Origin of the sequence: Streptomyces sp. NBC_00576 (assembly GCF_036345175.1) — a bacterium.
Classification (GTDB): domain Bacteria; phylum Actinomycetota; class Actinomycetes; order Streptomycetales; family Streptomycetaceae; genus Streptomyces.
In genome coordinates this window covers 7671631-7690764 of the sequence record NZ_CP107780.1, presented here as the reverse complement: position 1 = coordinate 7690764, position 19134 = coordinate 7671631, and the positions used below count along the sequence as shown (strand labels likewise).

General features: G+C 69.8%; 16 protein-coding genes. 5 read left to right on the top strand and 11 right to left on the bottom strand.

Translation table 11 applies throughout. The annotated features are described in order from the left end of the window. Positions 1 to 39 precede the first annotated feature (39 nt). The 3 genes from OG734_RS33500 to OG734_RS33490 all read right to left on the bottom strand — a co-directional run bounded on the left by OG734_RS33500 (position 40) and on the right by OG734_RS33490 (position 3918). Positions 40 to 1305: an NAD(P)/FAD-dependent oxidoreductase gene (locus tag OG734_RS33500; RefSeq protein WP_330291167.1), complete on the bottom strand. Its 1266-nt coding sequence runs from the start codon at positions 1303 to 1305 to the stop codon at positions 40 to 42. Between the two features lie 183 nt (positions 1306 to 1488). Then, entirely contained in the window at positions 1489 to 2868 is a 1380-nt protein-coding gene (locus OG734_RS33495; protein ID WP_330291166.1) for a deoxyguanosinetriphosphate triphosphohydrolase, read from the bottom strand. Positions 2869 to 3015: 147 nt separating this feature from the next. Next, positions 3016 to 3918, bottom strand: a complete 903-nt coding sequence (locus tag OG734_RS33490) for a sirohydrochlorin chelatase (protein ID WP_443064968.1) — start codon at positions 3916 to 3918, stop codon at positions 3016 to 3018. Positions 3919 to 4140: 222 nt separating this feature from the next. On the opposite strand from OG734_RS33490, the gene OG734_RS33485 reads away from it, so the two are divergent. Continuing rightward, on the top strand, positions 4141 to 4845 hold the full coding sequence (locus OG734_RS33485) for a SanA/YdcF family protein (protein ID WP_330291165.1): 705 nt from the start codon (positions 4141 to 4143) through the stop codon (positions 4843 to 4845). A 241-nt stretch (positions 4846 to 5086) separates the two neighbouring features. After that, positions 5087 to 7189 carry a molybdopterin oxidoreductase family protein gene (locus tag OG734_RS33480; RefSeq protein WP_330291164.1) on the top strand — a complete coding sequence of 701 codons (2103 nt, stop codon included), beginning with the start codon at positions 5087 to 5089 and terminating at the stop codon, positions 7187 to 7189. A 7-nt stretch (positions 7190 to 7196) separates the two neighbouring features. Here the strand turns inward: OG734_RS33480 and OG734_RS33475 are convergent, their stop codons facing one another. From OG734_RS33475 to OG734_RS33445, 7 genes are all read right to left on the bottom strand, one after another. Continuing rightward, positions 7197 to 7688, bottom strand: a complete 492-nt coding sequence (locus OG734_RS33475; RefSeq protein WP_330291163.1) for a GAF domain-containing protein — start codon at positions 7686 to 7688, stop codon at positions 7197 to 7199. Positions 7689 to 7782: 94 nt separating this feature from the next. Further along, positions 7783 to 9186 (bottom strand): alkaline phosphatase family protein, encoded by a 1404-nt coding sequence (locus OG734_RS33470; RefSeq protein WP_330291162.1) that lies wholly within the window; start codon positions 9184 to 9186, stop codon positions 7783 to 7785. Positions 9187 to 9206: 20 nt separating this feature from the next. Continuing rightward, on the bottom strand, positions 9207 to 10373 hold the full coding sequence (gene eboE, locus OG734_RS33465) for a metabolite traffic protein EboE (protein WP_330291161.1): 1167 nt from the start codon (positions 10371 to 10373) through the stop codon (positions 9207 to 9209). Between the two features lie 7 nt (positions 10374 to 10380). After that, positions 10381 to 11247, bottom strand: coding sequence for a TatD family hydrolase (locus OG734_RS33460; protein WP_330291160.1), 867 nt, complete (start codon positions 11245 to 11247; stop codon positions 10381 to 10383). A gap of 2 nt (positions 11248 to 11249) precedes the next feature. Beyond that, complete coding sequence (locus tag OG734_RS33455) at positions 11250 to 11885, bottom strand: EboA domain-containing protein (protein WP_330291159.1); 636 nt, start codon at positions 11883 to 11885, stop codon at positions 11250 to 11252. A 106-nt stretch (positions 11886 to 11991) separates the two neighbouring features. After that, positions 11992 to 12840, bottom strand: coding sequence for a sugar phosphate isomerase/epimerase family protein (locus OG734_RS33450; RefSeq protein WP_330291158.1), 849 nt, complete (start codon positions 12838 to 12840; stop codon positions 11992 to 11994). Positions 12841 to 12901: 61 nt separating this feature from the next. Continuing rightward, the gene (locus OG734_RS33445; RefSeq protein ID WP_330291157.1) at positions 12902 to 13831 is read right to left on the bottom strand and encodes an SCO3242 family prenyltransferase; all 930 of its coding nucleotides are present in this window, start codon (positions 13829 to 13831) and stop codon (positions 12902 to 12904) included. A 356-nt stretch (positions 13832 to 14187) separates the two neighbouring features. On the opposite strand from OG734_RS33445, the gene OG734_RS33440 reads away from it, so the two are divergent. Both OG734_RS33440 and OG734_RS33435 read left to right on the top strand, forming a co-directional pair. After that, positions 14188 to 15810 carry a M4 family metallopeptidase gene (locus OG734_RS33440; protein WP_330291156.1) on the top strand — a complete coding sequence of 541 codons (1623 nt, stop codon included), beginning with the start codon at positions 14188 to 14190 and terminating at the stop codon, positions 15808 to 15810. Between the two features lie 196 nt (positions 15811 to 16006). Then, positions 16007 to 16804, top strand: a complete 798-nt coding sequence (locus OG734_RS33435; RefSeq protein WP_330291155.1) for an SAM-dependent methyltransferase — start codon at positions 16007 to 16009, stop codon at positions 16802 to 16804. 78 nt (positions 16805 to 16882) lie between these two features. Here OG734_RS33435 and OG734_RS33430 read toward each other — a convergent pair whose 3' ends face one another. Then, positions 16883 to 17212: an antibiotic biosynthesis monooxygenase family protein gene (locus OG734_RS33430; RefSeq protein WP_330291154.1), complete on the bottom strand. Its 330-nt coding sequence runs from the start codon at positions 17210 to 17212 to the stop codon at positions 16883 to 16885. Between the two features lie 51 nt (positions 17213 to 17263). On the opposite strand from OG734_RS33430, the gene OG734_RS33425 reads away from it, so the two are divergent. Next, positions 17264 to 18901: a recombinase family protein gene (locus OG734_RS33425; RefSeq protein ID WP_330291153.1), complete on the top strand. Its 1638-nt coding sequence runs from the start codon at positions 17264 to 17266 to the stop codon at positions 18899 to 18901. Positions 18902 to 19134: the final 233 nt, after the last annotated feature.

The following is a 19134-nucleotide window of genomic DNA, read 5'->3' as shown; positions in this document are numbered from 1 at the left end:
GGACCGACACTCCTGACAGCCTCAGGGCAGTCGTGGCGGCTACGGGACGAGGCTGTCCAGTGGTACGTGCGGGTCCGCCAGGGCCTCCGTGTCCACCTGGGACCGGGAACGGATGAGCTGCTGGATGGGCTCTGTGACGTCCCACACGTTCACGTTCATCCCGGCCAGCACCCTGCCCTCCTTCACCCAGAAGGCGATGAACTCGCGCTTGCCCGCGTCTCCCCGGATCACCACCTGGTCGTACGAGCCCGGGGGCGCCCAGCCCGAGTACTCCATGCCCATGTCGTACTGGTCGGAGAAGAAATAGGGCACGCGGTCGTACGTCGATTCGCGGCCCAGCATCGCGCGGGCCGCCGCCGGGCCGCCGTTGAGAGCGTTGGCCCAGTGTTCGACGCGCAGCCTGGTGTCGAACAGGGCGTGGTGGAAGGCGGCAACGTCTCCGGCCGCGTAGATGTCGGGGTCGGAGGTGCGCAGACCTTCGTCGACCGCGATGCCGCCGCCGTACGCGCGGTCGGCGAGGGTCAGGCCGGCCGCCTCCGCCAGTGCCGTGCGCGGTGCGGCTCCGATGGCGGCCAGGACGTCGTGGGCCGGGTGCTCCTCGCCGTCGTCCGTACGGGCCGCGAGGACCATGCCGTCCTGGCCGACGATCTCCGTGAGCCGGGCCCCGAAGTGGAAGCGCACGCCGTGCTCGCGGTGCAGCTCGGCGAAGAGGTTGCCCAGCTCGGGGCCGAGCACCGAGTGCAGCGGGGTCGACTCCGGCTCGACGACGGTCACCTCGGCGCCGTACTCCCGCGCGGCCGCCGCGACCTCCAGGCCGATCCAGCCGGCGCCGGCGATCACGATGTGGCCGTTGTCGCGGCCCAGGGCGGCCAGGACGCCCTTGAGGCGCTCGGCGTGCGCGAGGCGGCGCAGATGGTGGACGCCGGCCAGGCCGGTGCCGGGGATGTCGAGACGGCGCGGCTCGGCGCCGGTGGCGATGAGCAGTTTGTCGTAGTGGACAAGGGTGCCGTCGTCGCCGAATCGGACCGTCTTCGCCGTACGGTCGATGGCGTCGACGGTCTGGCCGAGGTGGAGTTCGATGTCGTTGCGCGCGTACCAGGCGGGTTCGTGGACGAAGACGCTGTCGCGCTCCTCCTTGCCCAGGAGGTAGCCCTTGGAGAGCGGGGGACGCTCGTACGGGTGGTCGCGTTCGTCGCAGATCAGTATCACGCGGCCGGTGAAGCCCTCCGTCCGGAGCGTCTCCGCCGCCTTGGCGCCGGCCAGTCCGCCTCCGACGATGACGAATGTCTGATCCGCGTCGACCACTTCATGCCTCCTCGTAATAACGGGTGCCGCGTGTTGCTCGTGTTGCTCGTGTCGCGTGTTGCTCGTGCCTTGTGTACGGATGCCCCCTGGCGAGCGTCCCGCACGGAGTGTGATGGGGGAAGAGGGTGTGGCCCGATCAGGCCACGCAGGGTCACATCTGTGTCATATGCGGGCGCATACGGGTCATATACGGCCCTTCAGGTGCGCGTGCAGCGAACGCGCCGACGCGTCGGTGAGGGACGCGATCTGGTCGACGATCACCCGCTTGCGCGCACGGTCGTCGGCCGCCTCGTCGAACAGCGCGCGGAACTGGGGGTCCAGGCCGTCCGGGGCGCGGGCGGTGAGGGCCTCGGCGAGTTCGGCGACGATGATGCGCTGGTCCGCGCGGAGCCGTTCCTGTTCGGCGCGCTGCATCACGTACCGGTCGGCGACCGCCTTGAGGACCGCGCACTCCAGCCGCGCCGCGCGCGGGACGACCAGTTCCGCCACGTACCGCGTGAGCCGGCCGCTGCCGTACTCCGCGCGCGTGGCGCCCTCCGCGGCCAGGCAGAAGCGACCGATGAGCTGACTGGCGGCGTCCTTGAGGCGGGCCTGGGCGACGGCCGTGCCGTCGTAGCCGTGCGGCCACCACTCCTGGGCGAGGAGGCGGTCGAGGGCCTCGGCGAGTTCGGCGGGGTCGGTGTCCGCGGCCACGTACCGACCGGTGGCGACCTGGAAGATCTCCTGGCGCTCGAGCTCGGCTTGCAGGCAGTTGGGGTCGATGTGACCGGCGTGCAGCCCGTCCTCGACGTCGTGCACCGAGTACGCCACGTCGTCCGCCCAGTCCATGACCTGGGCCTCGAAGGTCGTCCGCGTACCCGGCGCGCCCTGGCGGACCCAGTCGAAGACCGGTCGGTCGTCGTCGTAGACACCGAACTTCGGGGAGGCGGGGTCGGTGGGGTGCGCGCCGCGCGGCCAGGGGTACTTGGTGGCGGCGTCGAGGGTGGCCCGGGTGAGGTTGAGGCCCACGCTGACCAGGTCACCGGCGGTTCCGAATTCGCCCGTGGTTTCGAATTCACCTGTGGCTTCGAGACGGCCACGAGGTACGAAGCGTTTCGGTTCGATCCGGGTGAGGAGCCGCAGGGACTGGGCGTTGCCCTCGAAGCCTCCGCAGTCCGCCGCGAACTCGTTGAGCGCCTGTTCGCCGTTGTGCCCGAAGGGCGGGTGGCCCAGGTCGTGGGAGAGGCAGGCCGCCTCGACGAGGTCGGGATCGCAGCCGAGGGCGGCGCCGAGTTCGCGGCCGACCTGGGCGCATTCCAGGGAGTGCGTGAGGCGGGTGCGGGGGCTGGCGTCCCAGACCTGGCTGCGGGTGCCGGGCGTCACCACCTGGGTTTTGCCGGCGAGCCTTCGCAGGGCGGAGGAGTGCAGTACGCGGGCGCGGTCGCGTTGGAAGGCGGTGCGGCCTGGGCGTTTGTCGGGTTCCGTTGCCCAGCGGGCGAGTGCCGTCGGGGCGTAGGGGGTGGGGGTGGTGTCGTTTTCGGGGGGTTGGGGGGTGGGGGTCGGGTTGGTGCGTGTGCCTTCCATGGTTCGACAGTAAGGGCAGGTACTGACAATTTGGGCGTGTGTGATTTCGCCTGCGCGTCTGCCGGGACTTGTTGTGGGCGGGTGCGGGCGCGTTGTGGCTGATCGCGCCCACGCGGCGGAGCCGCAAATCGATACAGCCCCGCGCCCCTATACAGCCGGGGCCAGTTCCCGGGGCAAGGACGTCTCGGGGGCCGCGATTGCCTGGTCGTAGCGGTGGAGGATCAGGCGGGCCATGGCCGGGTGGGCGCCCAGGGGGGCCGTGGCGATCCAGGGGGCCGCCTCGGCGCACTCCGTGGCGAAGCGGCCCGGGGCGGTGAAGTACGAGGCCACGGCGACCCGGTGGCGGCCACGGGCGGCCAGGGCGCGTACGGCGGCGGGGACGGTCGGCGCGGCGGTGGTGGCGTACGCGGGTACGACGGGCACGCCCAGGCGTTCGGCGAGAAGCTGAGCGGTGCGGCGGGTGTCGACGTCCGACTCCGGGTCGCGGGAACCCGCGGCGGCGAGGACGACCGCGCTAGACCGGCGCTGCTCGTCGGTCATCCGGGTGCGCCAGCCGGCCTCGACGAGGCGGGCGTACAGGGTTTCGACGAGCAGGGGGTGCGGGCCGAGCGGGGTCGCCACGCGCGTGCGTGCCGAGGCCGCCGCGGCCATCTCCGGGATGTCCTGCTTGATGTGGTAGCCGCGGCTGAGCAGCAGCGGTACGAGAACGGCCTCGGCGGTGCCGAGTCCCGCAAGCGTGTCCGGGAGCAGGGGCGCGTTCAGCTCGATGTGCCCCAGGCGCACGGGCAGGTCCGGGCGCAGTTCGCGCACGCGCTCGGCGAGCGCGCTCACGGTGCTCAGGGCACGCGGGTCGCGGCTGCCGTGGGCAACGAGGACGAGTGCGGGCGGGGCGGGGCGTCGGCTGCCGTCGAGCGAGACGAGGCTGAGCTGGCTGCCGAGCTGGCTGGTGATCCGGTCCATGATTTGCGCCGTACTTTCGAGGTGGGCGCCTCCGGTCGGCCGGGGGCTCTGCGGGAGCTGCTCGTCGTAAACAGGGGGCGACGCCGTCATGTACCGATCGTGACGGTACGAGGTTGCCATGCCGTTGCGCATTGGTGACGGGTCTTTTCCGGGGGTTCACGGTGGGATACAGGGGGTGTGTGAGGTGTCTTGACCTGCGGTTTTTTGTGTGGGAGTGAGGCTGGTCACGCCAGGGGCGGTGAACCGGGGCGGTGGCGGGGGCGTCTTTCTTGATCGAAGGCCGCCGAGGGCCACCTGGGAGGGACCCGTCCGATGAGCAGTCCGAAGGCGCGTGGATCGTGGGTGTCCTTGCGTTCGCGTGTGCGTCTGCCTCGTACGCGGGCTGGGCAGCGGCGGGCCGTGCAGGTCGTGATGGCGCTGTGCGTGCTGGCGTTGTTGCCGGCCACGTGGATGTTCGTCGCCGCCGGAGACCGGCTGCGCGATGTCTCGGACGCGCCGCGTACCGACGTCGCCGTCGTGTTCGGTGCCGGGTTGTGGGGCGGGGAGCCGTCTCCGTACCTCGCGCACCGGTTGGACGCGGCGGCGCAGCTGTATCGGGCCGGGCGGGTCCGGGTGGTGCTCGTCACCGGGGACAACAGCCGGGAGGACTACGACGAGCCGGATGCGATGCGGGCGTATCTGACACGGCACGGGGTGCCGGACGGGCGGATCGTGAGCGACTACGCCGGGTTCGACACATGGGACTCCTGTGTCCGCGCGAAGAAGATATTCGGGGTCGACCGGGCCGTGCTGATCAGTCAGGGGTTCCATATACGTCGTGCGGTCGCGTTGTGCGAGGCGGCGGGGGTGGAGTCGTACGGGGTCGGGGTCGAGGCTCGGCATGACGTGACGTGGTACTACGGCGGGGCGAGGGAGATCTTCGCAGCGGGGAAGGCTGCGTTGGATGCGGTGTTCAAGCCTGATCCGCGGTTTTTGGGGCCGGTGGAGGTGGGGGTGCAGCGGGCTTTGCGTGGGTGAACGCCCGGTTTGTTCGCCCCCGCCGCCCCTACCCGTCCCATCCCGTTCCTGGGGGCTGCGCCCCCAGACCCCCCTTTCGGCCCTGAAGGGGCCTCGTCCTCAAACTCCCCCAGAGGGGGCCCCTAGACGGGCTGGGAACCAAGGGACCTCACCGGCGGCTCCGGGCCCCCGGGAGGTCCCCGTGCCTGGTGTGTAACGGGGGGCGTTTCGGGGTGTAACACGGGCGTCGCACGCTGGCGGTATGGAGACCTCCGTGACGCCCACGCACTGCCCGTACTGCGCCCTGCAGTGCGGGATGAACCTCACGCCGGCAGCAGGCGGGGGCGTCACGGTCTCCGAGCGCGTCGACTTTCCGGTCAATCGTGGCGCGCTGTGCGGCAAGGGGCGTACCGCTCCCGCGCTGCTGTCGCCGGCGCTGCGGCTCACCGAGCCGCTCGTCCGGCGTGACGGGGTCCTCGTACCTGCCTCCTGGGAGGAGGCGCTGGACAGGGTCGCCGAGGGACTGACCCGCACGCGTACGGAGCATGGCCCGGACGCGTGCGGTGTCTTCGGCGGTGGCGGGCTGACCAACGAGAAGGCCTACGCGCTGGGCAAGTTCGCGCGGGTTGTTCTCGGGACCTCCCAGATCGACTACAACGGGCGTTTCTGTATGTCGTCCGCCGCCGCTGCCGGGAACAAGGCGTTCGGGCTCGACCGGGGGCTGCCCTTCCCTATGGAGGACATTCCCAAGACCGGGTGCGTCATCCTCGTCGGTTCCAATCTCGTCGAGACGATGCCGCCCGCCCTCCGCTATTTCACCGAACTCAAGGAGAACGGGGGGACGTTGATCGTCATCGATCCGCGTCGGACCCGTACCGCCGAGCAGGCCGATCTGCATCTCGCGCCGCGTCCCGGTACCGATCTAGCCCTCGCCCTGGGCCTGTTGCACCTGGTCGTGTCCCAGGGGCGCACCGACGAGGCGTACATCGAGGAGCGGACGAGCGGCTGGGAGGAGACGCGGGCGGCGGCGATGGCCCACTGGCCGGAGTACGTGGAGCGGATCACCGGGGTGCCCGTGCCCCAACTCCGGGAAGCGGTACGGATGTTCTGCGAGCCGTCCGACGCCATGGTGCTCACGGCGCGCGGGCCCGAGCAGCAGTCCAAGGGTACGGACACGGTGAGCGCGTGGATCAACCTGTGCCTGGCGACGGGGCGTGCGGGGCGGCCGAACTCCGGATACGGGTGTCTGACCGGGCAGGGCAACGGGCAGGGTGGGCGTGAACACGGCCAGAAGGCCGACCAGTTGCCGGGCTACCGCAAGCTGACCGACCCGGAGGCGCGCCGTCATGTGGCCGGCGTGTGGGGCGTCGACCCGGACTCGTTGCCCGGGCCCGGGTTGAGCGCGTACGAACTCCTCGACGCGCTGGGCTCCGACATTCGCTCCCTGCTGCTGATGGGGTCCAATCCGGTGGTGTCCGCGCCCCGGGCCGCGCACATCCAACAGCGCCTGGAATCACTGGACTTCCTCGCTGTCGCGGATGTCGTGCTGTCCGAGACGGCCGCGCTCGCCGATGTCGTCCTGCCCGTGACCCAGTGGGCCGAGGAGACGGGCACGACCACCAATCTGGAGGGGCGGGTGCTGCTCCGCCGGCAGGCCGTCACTCCCCCGGACGGGGTCCGCAGCGACCTGTACGTGCTGCACCAACTCGCCGCCCGCGCAGGCGTGGAGAAGGGGTTCCCGGTCGACCCCGAGGAGGTCTTCGAGGAGTTGCGGCGGGCCAGTGCGGGCGGGATCGCCGACTACTCGGGGATCACCTACCGACGGCTCGCCGAGGAGAACGGCGTCTTCTGGCCGTGCCCGGCGCAAGAGCACGACGACCAGTCGCAGGGTGCCGTGCATCCCGGCTCCCCTCGCCTCTTCCTCGACCGGTTCGCGACCGAGGACGGGCGGGCCCGGTTCGCGCCCGTGACGTACCGGCCGATCGCCGAGGAACCGGACGCCGAGTATCCGGTACTGCTGACCACCGGGCGGGTCGTCGCCCAGTATCAGTCCGGCGCCCAGACGCGGCGGGTCGACGAGCTGAACGCCGCCGCGCCCGGGCCGTTCGTGGAGCTGCACCCCCGGCTGGCCGCGCGGCTGGGAGCCGGCGAAGGGGACGCCATCGCCGTCGTGTCGCGGCGCGGGCGGGCAGTGGCGCCGGCGCGGATCACCACCTCGATCCGCCCCGACACCGTCTTCATGCCGTTCCACTGGCCGGGCGAGGGCCGCGCCAACACGCTGACCAATCCCGCCCTCGACCCCACCTCACGGATGCCGGAGTTCAAGGCGTGCGCGGTACGGCTGGAGGTTGCCGTACGAGAATGACGTCGCTCTACGCGACCGTCAGGACCGTCGCCGCGTCCTCCCCGTATGCCGCCAACTCGTCCTCGGTGAAGTCGCGGGACTCCGTGAAGCCCAGACCGACCACGGCGACGGGTTTCGCGTCCTCGTCCGGGGTGTGGACAGGCAGGGTGAGCGAGCCTCTCGACTGCGCGGCACGGCCCCCGGGGACGGCGACGCCGGTGGTGTCGGCCTGGAAGTCGGAGATGGCCACGGGCTCCCGGCGCTCGGCGGCGGTGCCGGCCATGCCCTTGCCGAACGGGATGGTGGCCGTGCCGTTCTGAACGGACGGCGGCAGGTTGTGGGCGGCGACCAGTACGATCTCGCCCTCTCTCTCGGCAGGTTCGGTCAGGTGGACCGAGCCGACGAATCCGCCGTTGCGTACGACGAACTCGGCCAGCCAGACAGCCACTTCGGGACGGGCGTTCTTCAGGACCGTCTCGTTCAGCGTGAGGGCAGTGGTCATGGGAGTCATGGAGGTCATGGAGGGCTCCTCTTCTACCAGGTGACAGGCAGAGTGCGAGGCCGTGGACGGCACGGGTGATCAGCCGCGGGCTGTCGTCGGTCCATCGGGCTTGTCATCGGCTGTGGCCATCCGTCAGCCCCGCCAGGCGCAGCAGCAGCGGCTTTACGTCTGTCGCCGCCAACTCGGGTTGCGCGGCGGCTGGTTCGGAACACAGCAGTACGGGCCCGTGTTCGGGGTCGGTCGGGAGGCGGCCGTGGCTGCCGCGGACGGCCGTGGGGTCCAGTGGGACCGTCTGCATGCGGTAGCGGAACCCGAGCTTCTTGCGGGCGAGTTGACCGGCTGCATGCAGTTTCACGTTGGGGACGGTGTCGTCCCACAGGAGTTCGGCGGGGTCGTAGCCGGGCTTGCGGTGGATCTCGACCTGGCGGGCGAAGTCGGGGGCGCGGTCGTCGTCGAGCCAGTAGTAGTACGTGAACCAGGCGTCTTCGTCCGCCACCACGACCAGCTCTCCCGAGCGCTCGTGGTCCAGTCCCTGGGCCGCCTTGCCGACCGGGCCCAACACCTCGTCCACGCCGTCGAGTTCGCCGAGGAGCTTGGCGACTTCGCGTACGTCGTCCGGGTCCCGGACGTAGACGTGCGCCACCTGGTGGTCGGCGACGGCGAAGGCGCGGGAGGTCCAGGGGTCGAGGTACTCCATGCCGTCCTGGGTGTGCACCTCCAGCAACCCGGCCCGGCGCAAGGCCCTGTTGATGTCCACGGGGCGGGAGACCGGGGTGATGCCGTACTCGCTCAGCGCCACCACCGTGGCGCCGGCGGCGAGGAAGTGGTCGATCAACGGGCGTAGGGCGTCGTCGAGTTGGCGGGCCGCGCGGATGGACGCCTCGGACTGGGGGCCGGAGCGCTGAGGCTCGTAGTCCATCTGCGGGATGTAGACCAGGGTCAGGTCGGGGTCGTGCTCGTCGAAGATCTGGCGGGCGGCGCCCAGGATCCACTGGGTGGAGGGCATGCCGGCGTTCGGGCCCCAGAAGGTGAACAGGGGGAACGGGCCCAGGCGGTCGGTGAGTTCGTCGTGCAGAGAGGGCGGCCAGGTGTAGCAGTCGGGCTCCTTGCGGCCGTCGGAGTAGTAGATCGGGCGCGGGGTCACCGTCCAGTCGACGTCGGCGCCCATGGCGTACCACCAGCAGATGTTGGCGACCTTGTAGCCGGGCGCCTGCTTTCGGGCCGCGTCCCAGATCTTCTCGCCGCCGACGAGGGCGTTGTGCTGCCGCCAGAGAAGCACCTCTCCGAGGTCGCGGAAGTACCAGCCGTTGGCCACCGCGCCGTGCGTGGAGGGGAGTTCGCCGGTGAGGAAGGTGGACTGGGCGGTGCAGGTGACAGCGGGGAGCGTGGTGCCGAGGCGGGCCTGGAAGCCGCGGTCGCCGAGGGCGGCGACGGCTGGCATATGGCGTAGGAGGGCGGGGGTGAGGCCGACGATGTCCAGGACGACGAGTCGGTTGGTGTTCGGGATTTCGGTCATGAGGGGTTCCTTGAGGCCGGTCACGAGTGGTCCTCTTTTAGACCCAGGCCGGTCAACCGGTCGCGGGCCCAGGCGAGTTCGGCGGCGATGCCGTCGGCGAGGTCGGCGGGTGGGCGGGGCAGGACGGACCAGGTGTACGTCTCGACCTCGATGTGGTCGCAGACGGCGCTCGGTCCGCCGAGAAGTCCGGTGAGGACGGTGGTGAGTTGGTCGGCGGTGGTCCGGAGGGGCGGTTCGGGCTCGGCGTGCAGCGGGGCGTGGAAGTGGGTGCGCCAGGGGCTGCCGGCGCTTGCCGCCGGAAGCCCGTCGCCGTCCAGGGCGTCCGGCAGGTCGTCGACACCAACTACCGTGCCCTCGTCGACCGTTCGGGTCTGGTGCAGGAACCGTCGTTCGGCCAGTTCGCGCAGGGCTGTGCGGGCGCGCGGGTCGGTCGGGTCGGGGGCCTCGACCGCGCAGGACGCCTGGAGCTTGACGACCGGCAGCCCGGCGTCGGCGAGCCGCCCGAGGGCTTCCCCGGGTTCCTCGAACTGGACGGCGAGATGGCAGGCGTCCAGACAGACGCCGAGGTAGTCACGGTCCACGTCGGCGAACTCCCGTACCGCCTGGGTGGTGGTCTCCACGACGCACCCCGGTTCCGGTTCGAAGCCGACCCGGATACGGCGGCCGGAGTCCGACTCCAACTCCGCCAGTCCCACCGCGAGTTGGTCCAGCGCGCGGCGGGCCGTGTCCGCGCGCTCGGCCGGCCATGGGGTGCGCCAGCCGAGCGGAAGGGTGGAGACGCTGCCGCGTCGGGCGTCGTCGGGGAGGAGGGCGGCGAGGACGCGGGCGCAGTCGAGGGTGTAGGCGAGGCGGGCCGGGTCGGCCCAGTCGGGTAGGTAGACGTCCTTCTTGACGACCTCCCGGTGGAACCCCTCGTACGGGAAGGCGTTGAGAGTGACGGTCTCCAGGCCGCGCGCCGCGAGTTCAGTCTTGAGGGTCGTCAACGCCCTCTCATCGGCGGCGAGTTCGGTGACAGCGGTGCGGGCCAGCCAGAGGCCGATGCCGAGCCGGCCGACGCCGAGCCGATTCCGTACGGGTTCGGCGTGGGCGGCGAGCTGGGCGATGACCCCGGCGAGGTCCTCGGCCTGGTGGACGTTGCTGCAGTACGCGAGGTGGACGGGGGTGCCGTCGGGGTGGAGGAAGCGCACGGGCGGCTCACTCTCCCCCGCGCCGGATGGAGTTGCCCTCGAACGACGAGCTCTCGTCGGGCTTCGGCTCGCCCTCCGTGTCTTCGAGGTCGAGGCGTCCGCTCTGGCCGTAGAAGGCGACGGGGTTGCGCCACAGGACGCGGTCGACGTCGTCGTCCGTGAAGCCGTCGGCAAGCATCGCGTCGCCGGTCTTGCGGGTCTTCAAGGGGTCCGAACTCCCCCAGTCCGCCGCCGAGTTGATCAGGACGCGGTCGAGGCCGTGCTCCTGGAGGATGCGGACCATGCGGTCCTCGCTCATCTTCGTCTTCGGGTAGACGGAGAAGCCGGCCCAGCAGCCGCTGTCGAGGACCATGCCGACCGTCAGCTCGTTGAGGTGGTCCAGGACGACGAGTTCGGGGGCGATGCCCGACTCCCGTACGACGTCCAGGGTCCGTCTGGTTCCGGCCGCCTTGTCGCGGTGCGGGGTGTGGACGAGGGCGGGCAGGCCGTGTTCCACGGCGAGTTGGAGCTGACGGGCGAGGACCTCGTCCTCCTCCTTGGTCATCGAGTCGTAGCCGATCTCGCCGACGGCGACGACCCGGTCCTTGGCGAGGTAGCGGGGCAGTTCGTCGAGGACGGGGAGGCAGCGCGGGTCGTTCGCCTCCTTCGGGTTGAGAGCGATCGTGCAGAAGTGCTGGATGCCGAACTGGGCGGCCCGGTACGGCTCCCAGCCGAGCAGCGAGTCGAAGTAGTCGTAGAAGGTGTCGGGCGACGTGCGGGGCTGGCCGAGCCAGAAGGAGGGCTCGACGAGGGCCCGGACCCCGGCCGCGTACATCGCCTCGTAGTCGTCGGTGGTGCGGGAGGACATGTGGATGTGGGGGTCGAAGATGCGCATAATCACACGGTTTCGTCGGAGCTGGAGGTGGGGGCGTCAGTGGTGAAGGGGTGCACGAGGGGGGCGATGTCCTCGGGTACGGGGCGTCCGGCCGCCGTGCGCTCGCGGGCGAAGTCGCTGAGCATGCGGGCGAGTTCGGCGTCGGCGCGGTCGTCGAGTCCGGCGACTCGGTCGAGCGGGATCTCGCAGAAGACGCACTTCAGGACGGCCTGGCGGTACTCGTCCGCGGGGAGGTGGGCTGCCGCGTAGGGGCCGAGTGCGGCCTCGATCAGCGTGTTGTCGTTGCCACGCAGGGTCTGCCGTACGAGGTCCAGGAACCGGCCGGTTCCGTCCGCGTCGACCTGTGTCAACGCCCGTAGGACGGCCCGCTGTTCGGCGGGGTCGCCGTAGCGGTGGAGCGCTGTCACCTCGTCGACGAGGGCCTGGTCGCGCAGGGGCAGCGCGGCCAGGAGCAGGGCGCGGGCGGCTTCGTCGACGGTCCGGCCGTCGGGCAGCGGGGCGCGTCCGCAGTGGCGGCGGGCGGCGGGGAAGAGGGGGCGGATGGTGCGGGGGTCGACGGCGATTTCGGCCAGGGCGGAGTCGAGCCAGGCGCGGGCTTCTGGAGTGAGAGGAAGGGAGGCGGCGTCGGAAAGCGGCATGGCTCGGTTCCAGAAAGGAGTTGGAGAAAAACGGGGGCAGGAAAATGGCAGAAAGGGATCGCAAAATGCTCGTAAACAAACTGGCGTGAGGCTGGAGGAGTGCGGCTCAGGAGGTGAGCAGGCTCCGGGCCTCGGCCCGGCGCAGGAACTCCAGCGAGCTGCGGGCGATGTCGGGGGCGTCCAGGGCGCCGCCCTGGATCTCGACGGACACCAGGCCTCGATGGCCGAGGTCGGTCAGCGCGGCCAGTACCGGCGGGAATTCGATCTCGCCCGCGCCGAATTCCAGATGCCGGTGGACGCCGCGGACCATGTCCTCGATCTGGACGTTCAGCAGGTGCGGTGCGGCCAGGTCGACGCAGTCGAGCAGCGACGATCTCTCCACGCAGTGGGCGTGTCCGATGTCCAGGGTGATGCCCAACAGGTCGTGCCCGCCTACCAGTTCGCGCAGCCTGAGACACTTGGCGACCGTGTCGACGAACATGTGCGGCTCGGGTTCGAAGGCCAGCGCGACCCCGAACGCCTCCGCCGTCTCCAGCGCCGCCCCGACGCCTGCGACGAGCCGCCGCCAGGCCTCCGTCTCGGGTACGTCGTCCGGGGTCGGTCCGCTGCACAACTGGACAGTGGGCGAGCCGAGTTCGGCGGCGATGCGTACGGCGCGCCGCAGCAGGTCGACCCGGCGTTCCGGTTCGCCGGTCATCAGCGTCGGCTGGTGCTTGCCCCAGGGGTCGAGAAAGTAGGGCGCCCCGGTCTCGACCGTGACGGTCAGCCCGAGTCGCGCCAACCGCTCCCGCAGGCGGGTGACTTGGCGGTCCAGGTCGTCGGCGTACGGGTCGAGGTGGTTGTGGTCGAGGGTGAGGGCAACGCCGTCGTAGCCCAGGTCGGCGAGGATGCCGAGGACGTCGGAGAGGCGGTGGTGGGCGAACCCGTTGGTGCCGTAGCCGAATCTCAGACCCACGGTCCGCCGCCCTTCGTCACATGGCTCGTCACACAGCCCATGGCATGTTTCAGGACATGACTCATGTCGGGGACACCCGTCTCGCCAGGCGCTGCGCCACCGGGTGCACGGCACCCAGGAGCGCGGCGGCGACGGGCGCTCCGGCGCGCGCCGTGAGCGCCGTCTGCAAGGGGACCAGGGCAAGGATGCCCGCCCCCACCGCGCGCCGTACAGAAGTCCCGCTTGGATCACGCACGGCACGCACCTGGGCCCGCCCGTACGTCCCCAGGTAGGCGAGAACTCCGGCCGAGGCGACGGCCGTTCGGGCGACCGCCTCGCGGGGCATGGCCTGCCGGGGTGGCAGAACGGCCGGGAGCAGGGAGGGCAGCACCGTCGACAGTGCCGTTGCCGACGACACGGCCAGCGTCTTGGCGGGCAGCCGCGCCGGCGCGCCGGAGATCTCGTGGCGGCTGAGGACGGTGAGCGTGTAGGTGTGCACGCCGGTGAGGAGTGCGGGGACGGCACCGCGAGCGAGCGCCCCGGCCGTGCCACCCCCACGGGACCTGTGCCACGGGGGGCTGCCGCCGCCCGCCACCGCGCCCACCAGCACGTCGAGCACACGTGCGCCCGCCATCGCCGCCGGGCCGGCCGGAGTCGACTTCAACTTCAGGTCGTACGCCCAGATCAGCGCCGTCAGCGGCACGGCGACGCCGAGTCCGCGTCGGCCGCCCGACAGCGCGGCGAGGCCCAGGCCGGCGCCGGTCAGGCCGGTGGCGACGGCCAGCGCGGTCCGGCGCGGCACCCGGCCGGAGGGCACCGGACGGGCGGGCCGTTCGACCGAGTCGACGGCTGCGTCGGCGTAGTCATTGAGGGCCATGCCGGCCCAGTAGAGACAGACGGAGGAGGCCATCGCGCCGGCCGTCCGGGGGCCGAGGGGACGGCCCGCCGCAGTCGCGCCCGCCAGGATGTCGCCGGGGACACTGAGCGCGGCGGGGGCTCGGACAAGACTCAACAGGTCGGTAAGTGGGGGTAGTTGAAATCTGGTGCTTTGTAGGGGTTGTTGGGAACCGGCGGGGGGAAATGCTTTCCGGTCACTCATGGCCCAATCATTACCGAAAACGTTTCAAAGCTAATACTTTAAATGGATGTTGATCCTTGTGAGGAACGTGACAACAACATCGTATTGACACGGTCTCCTCAGGAAGCGCACGGAAGATCCACACCAGGGTTCCGCGCCAGGGTTCATGTGGGGACGGGGAAACGATTCTCGCCATAAGTCGAGGTGAAGGCGCATGCGCTATGGACACGGCATGTCATGAACTCTTAAATCTGAGCGATCCCCGCCGCCTTCGTCCCCCAAGGAGACCGATGACTTCCCGTCTCGCCGCGGCCGGCGTAGCCGCCACCACCGCCACCCTGCTCGCCGCCGCACTCTCCCCCACCGCCGGCGCGGCCGACAGACCGACGCGGGAAACCGCGATCAGGAACGCGGTGACGGCACTTGTGGACCAGGCCGCCCACCTGGGCCTGACCTCCGTACAGGGCACCACAGTTCGAGACATCATCGTCGACAAGGACGGTACCCAGCACGTCCGTTACGACCGCACGTACCACCAACTCCCCGTGCTGGGCGGCGACTTCGTGGTCCACCTGGCGCCAGGCGGCGCCTACCGCAGCGCGAGCCGCGCCACCACCCGCCCGATATCCCTGTCCACGATCAGCCCGGCGGTTTCCGCCCCGAAGGCAGCCGACCTGGCGACGTCGGCGCTGCGCGCGGCGAATCTCGGCGAGGTGCTGAATAAGATAACTTCCAAGCCACAGCTAGTGGTTGACGCCCTGCACGGCGCCCCCAAGCTCGCCTGGCGGACGAACACGGCGGCACTGGACTCGGCCGGCAACCCGGTCGCCCGTACGGTGGTCACCGACGCGCGGACCGGCGCCCAGATCGACGCCTGGGACAGCATCGAGACGGCGACGGGCGACGGCAAGTCCCTGTACGGCGGCACGGTCCCGTTGGAGACGACGGTGTCCGGATCGACGTACCAGCTGAAGGACCCGACGCGCGGCAACACGTACACGGGCGACGCCGAGAACGGCACCGACCTGTGCATCTTCGGCATCTGCATCGTCCGGGCACCCGCCACGCTCTTCACGGACGCGGACAACCACTGGGGCACGGGGGCGACGGCGGACCGGGCCTCGGCGGCGGTGGACGCGCAGTACGGCACCGACGAGACGTGGGACTACTACAAGGACACGTTCGGGCGCAGCGGCATCAAGGGGAACGGGGTCGGCTCGTACAACCGCGTGCACTACGGCAACAACTACAACAACGCCTTCTGGGACAACACTTGCTTCTGCATGACGTACGGCGACGGTGACGGGACGACGTTCGGTCCGCTGGTCTCGCTGGACGTGGCCGGCCACGAGATGACGCACGGCGTGACCTCGTCGACAGCCAACCTGACGTACTCGGGCGAGCCGGGCGGCCTCAACGAGGCGACGTCGGACATCTTCGGCACGTTGGTGGAGTTCAACGCGGCCAACTCCACTGACGTCGGGGACTACTTGATCGGCGAGAAGATCGTCAAGTCGGGCTTCGGCCGGACGGCACTTCGCTACATGGACCAGCCCTCGAAGGACGGGAACTCGGCCAACTGCTGGAGTTCGGGCGTCGGGAACCTGGACGTCCACTACTCCTCCGGCGTGGCGAACCACTTCGCGTACCTGCTGGCGGAGGGCAGCGGTGCGAAAACGCTGAACGGCGTCAGCTACAACTCCCCGACGTGCAACGGCTCTTCGGTCGCGGGCATCGGCCGGGCCAAGCTGGGCGCGATCTGGTACAAGGCGCTGACCACGTACATGACGTCGTCGACGAACTACGCGGGCGCGCGCACGGCCACGCTGAACGCGGCGCGGGATCTGTACGGGGCGAGCAGCACGGAGTACGCGGCTGTGGCGGCTGCGTGGAGTGCGGTGTCGGTGGGCTGAGCAAGGAGGCTCAGCAACATGACTGAGCAGGAAGACTGAGCAGGAGATGTGCGGCTGGTGGCCACCCCGAGAAGATCCCGGGGTGGCCACCGGTTTGCGTGCTGGCTCGGCATGGCGGGATACGTATGGTTGACCTTGGGCCTTAAGTTGAACCCTGCACCAACGCGTCCGCTGCGACCGAGGAGACGATGCCACCATGTCCGCACCCGAACAGCGAATCGATACCTCGGTACCGCACTCCGCCCGCATCTGGAACTACTGGCTGGGCGGCAAGGACAACTACCCGGTCGACGAGGCGGCAGGCGACGCGTACACGGCCGTCTTCCCCGGCATCGTCACGATCGCGCGCAGCAGCCGCGCGTTCCTGGGCCGTACGATCCGCCACCTGGCCGGGGAGGCGGGCATCCGCCAGTTCCTGGACGTCGGCACGGGCCTGCCGACGGTCGACAACACGCACGAGGTCGCCCAGTCGGTCGCCCCCGACGCGCGCATCGTGTACGTGGACCACGACCCGCTGGTCCTCACCCACGCCCGAGCGCTCCTCACCTCGACCCCCGAGGGCGCGACGGACTACGTGGACGCCGAGCTGTACGACACGGACCGCATCCTGGAAGCGGCGGCGAAGACGCTCGACCTCGCCCGCCCGACAGCCCTGATCCTTAGCGGCATCCTGGGGCACGTGGCGGACCACGACGTGGCGCGCGGAATCGTCCGCGACCTGATGGCAGGCCTTCCGTCGGGCAGCCACCTGTCGCTGAACGAGGGCTCGCGGGGCACAGATCCGGCTTACGAGGCAGCGCAGGACGCCTACAACGAGACGGGCGCTGTGCCGTATTTCCTGCGGCCGGTGGACCAGATCGAGGCGTACTTCGAGGGGCTTGAGCTGGTGGAGCCGGGGGTGGTCTCGGTGCCGCTGTGGAGGCCGGAGACGAGCGCGTCGGGGGTGGCGGCGCCGGCCATCGGTCAGCATGGTGGGGTGGGGCGCAAGCCCTGACCCGACCCGGTCGTGCGTTGTGGCGCGCCGAGTACGGCTGTTGCGGCTCGGCGCGCCGGAGAATCAGAAGTCGCGGGCTCAGCCCTGCTTCGGGGCGGCCTGCTGGACCACTTCGAAGGACCAGAGCGTCGATCCGGAGGCGGCGGGCTTGGGCTGCTCCCCGCCCGGGGACGCGGGGCGGTGCGCCGACTGCATCGGGCCCGACATCCAGGCCTGGAAGTCCTCTTCGCTGCGCCACCGCGTGTACACCAGGTAGCTGTCGGTGCCCTCGACAGGCCGAAGCAACTCGAACCACTCGAACCCGTCCGACCCCTCGACGGCCCCGGCCCGCGACGCGAACCGCTTCTCCAGCACCTCGCGCTGCTCTTCAGGAACCGTGAGGACGTTGATCTTTACCACGCTAGGCACATGACACCTCTCACAAAGGGGGGCCCCAGCTGGGCCCCTAACCTGGACCGTGTGCGCGCAGTCTCCTACATCCGCCAGTCAAAGCGTCGTGAGGACGACTCTGCATCGTCGCCCGAGGCGCAGCGAACCAAGTGCGAAGCGCTGATCACCGCAAAGGGTTGGGACAGCGCCGGTCACTTCGCTGACGTCGGCAAATCAGGGTGGGACCCGAAGGTGGTCCGGCCCGAGTTCGAAGAGATGATGGCAGCTATTCGCGCTGGTCAAGTAGACGCCGTGGTCGTTTTCTCGCTGTCTCGACTGACCCGGCAAGGCGCCCTTGAGGCGATGCTGATCAACGAAGAGTTGGCCAAGCACGGCGTACTTATCGTCAGCGTGGAAGAGCCGTACCTAGATACGTCCAACCCCATGGGTGTCGCAATCTTCGGCCTCATCGCCGCACTGGCTCAGCAGGAGTCAGACCTGAAGTCGGCGTACATCACGGCGACGAAAGAGACGCTCCGTGCCGCTGGCTCCCACGTGTCCGGCACGGCGCCGTACGGCTTCCAGTCAACACGGGAGCCGCGCGGTGAACTCGTAGTGGTGAAGCTGATTCCAGACCCGGCTGAAGCCCCGCACGTCCGCGACATGGTTTCTTGGGCGCTTGCCGGAATGAGCGCATCGGCCATCGCACGCAAGCTGAACACTGAACGCGTGCCGACCAAGGCAGCGGACATGACAGCCCGAGTGGCTGCACGTCGGGCCCGGGGCATCAGCGCGCCCCTGGAGCGAACTGCGTGGGTGTCCTCCACCGTGCTGCGCATCCTGCGTGACCCGCGTCTCGCTGGCTACGCCGCTGAGAACCAGGGCGTTAAGCGTGCCGTGGTCCGCGATGACACCGGAGCGCCCCTTGTGGCGCATGAGGGCATCGTCCCCGCCGATGACTGGTGGAGGCTGCAAGACGTGCTCGACGGGCGTACGCCGCAGATTGTGAAGCAGGGGGGCCGCTCTGTTCCGTCGCTGCTTGGTTCCGCCGGGATGCTGTTCTGCGGGGTGTGCGGCTCGACCATGGTCACGGACAACCGAAACGGAAAGCCGCTCTATCGCTGCAACCGTGCCGTGTCCGGCGCCGTGGAGGGACACGGTGGTCTCGCGATCAACATGGACGTCACTGATGATGTTGTGGCACGTGTCGTGTGGTCGCGTCTGACAGCGCTGGACCCCGAAGACCCGGCCGATTTGGAGTGGCTTGCCGAGGCATCGCGCCGGTTCGCCGCCCAGGCTGATACGGGCGAACGGCAGGCTGAACTAGCAGCAGCACGAGTCGAGTTGGAACACGTACGGGAAGCCCTCCGCACGTTGTACACCGACAGGCAGGCAGGGCTGTACGCGGGCGCAGTGGGCGACGCGATGTTCGCGGAGTCGGTGCAGCGGCTAACAGCCCATGAGGCACGTACAGCGGGCCGCGTAGAGGAGCTGCGAACCGTCGAAACGGGCGCGATCGCGATCCCGTCGGAATGGACCGCTCCCGAGGGAGACCCACTGGGGCCGGAGTCGACATGGGGCGGATGGGACTTGGTAACACGGCGTGAATTCCTGGCGCTGTTCATCGACCGCGTGACCGTGGCCAAGGCCAACGGCAGGGGCCGGAACGCGAAAACAGCGGAACGGGTGACCGTGCAATGGCCTAAGGCGCCCGGTCGTAGCATCTAGCAGTTACGCGCCGTGAGGGCCGGAGACGGCAACACACGAACAGCGAGAGCGCATAGGGCGGCTTGAGGCGCCCCAAGAGGCACTCATGGGTTTCCCGGAGGCTCTTGCTGCGTAGCACCACCAGGCCCCGTCAGGCAGCAATGCCCGGCGGGGCTCTTTCTTGGAAATAATGGGGATGTTCGCGCGCGCTCACGCGAGATAATCCAGGAGTCGACGAAAGGGCACCCACAAGC

Coding starts and splice junctions, on each gene's coding strand:
- OG734_RS33495 (WP_330291166.1), bottom strand. CDS start 2,868: ATGGAAGGCACACGCACCAACCCGACCCCCACCCCCCAACCCCCCGAA.
- OG734_RS33490 (WP_443064968.1), bottom strand. CDS start 3,918: ATGACGGCGTCGCCCCCTGTTTACGACGAGCAGCTCCCGCAGAGCCCC.
- OG734_RS33485 (WP_330291165.1), top strand. CDS start 4,141: ATGAGCAGTCCGAAGGCGCGTGGATCGTGGGTGTCCTTGCGTTCGCGT.
- OG734_RS33480 (WP_330291164.1), top strand. CDS start 5,087: ATGGAGACCTCCGTGACGCCCACGCACTGCCCGTACTGCGCCCTGCAG.
- OG734_RS33475 (WP_330291163.1), bottom strand. CDS start 7,688: ATGACCTCCATGACTCCCATGACCACTGCCCTCACGCTGAACGAGACG.
- OG734_RS33470 (WP_330291162.1), bottom strand. CDS start 9,186: ATGACCGAAATCCCGAACACCAACCGACTCGTCGTCCTGGACATCGTC.
- OG734_RS33460 (WP_330291160.1), bottom strand. CDS start 11,247: ATGCGCATCTTCGACCCCCACATCCACATGTCCTCCCGCACCACCGAC.
- OG734_RS33455 (WP_330291159.1), bottom strand. CDS start 11,885: ATGCCGCTTTCCGACGCCGCCTCCCTTCCTCTCACTCCAGAAGCCCGC.
- OG734_RS33440 (WP_330291156.1), top strand. CDS start 14,188: ATGACTTCCCGTCTCGCCGCGGCCGGCGTAGCCGCCACCACCGCCACC.
- OG734_RS33435 (WP_330291155.1), top strand. CDS start 16,007: ATGTCCGCACCCGAACAGCGAATCGATACCTCGGTACCGCACTCCGCC.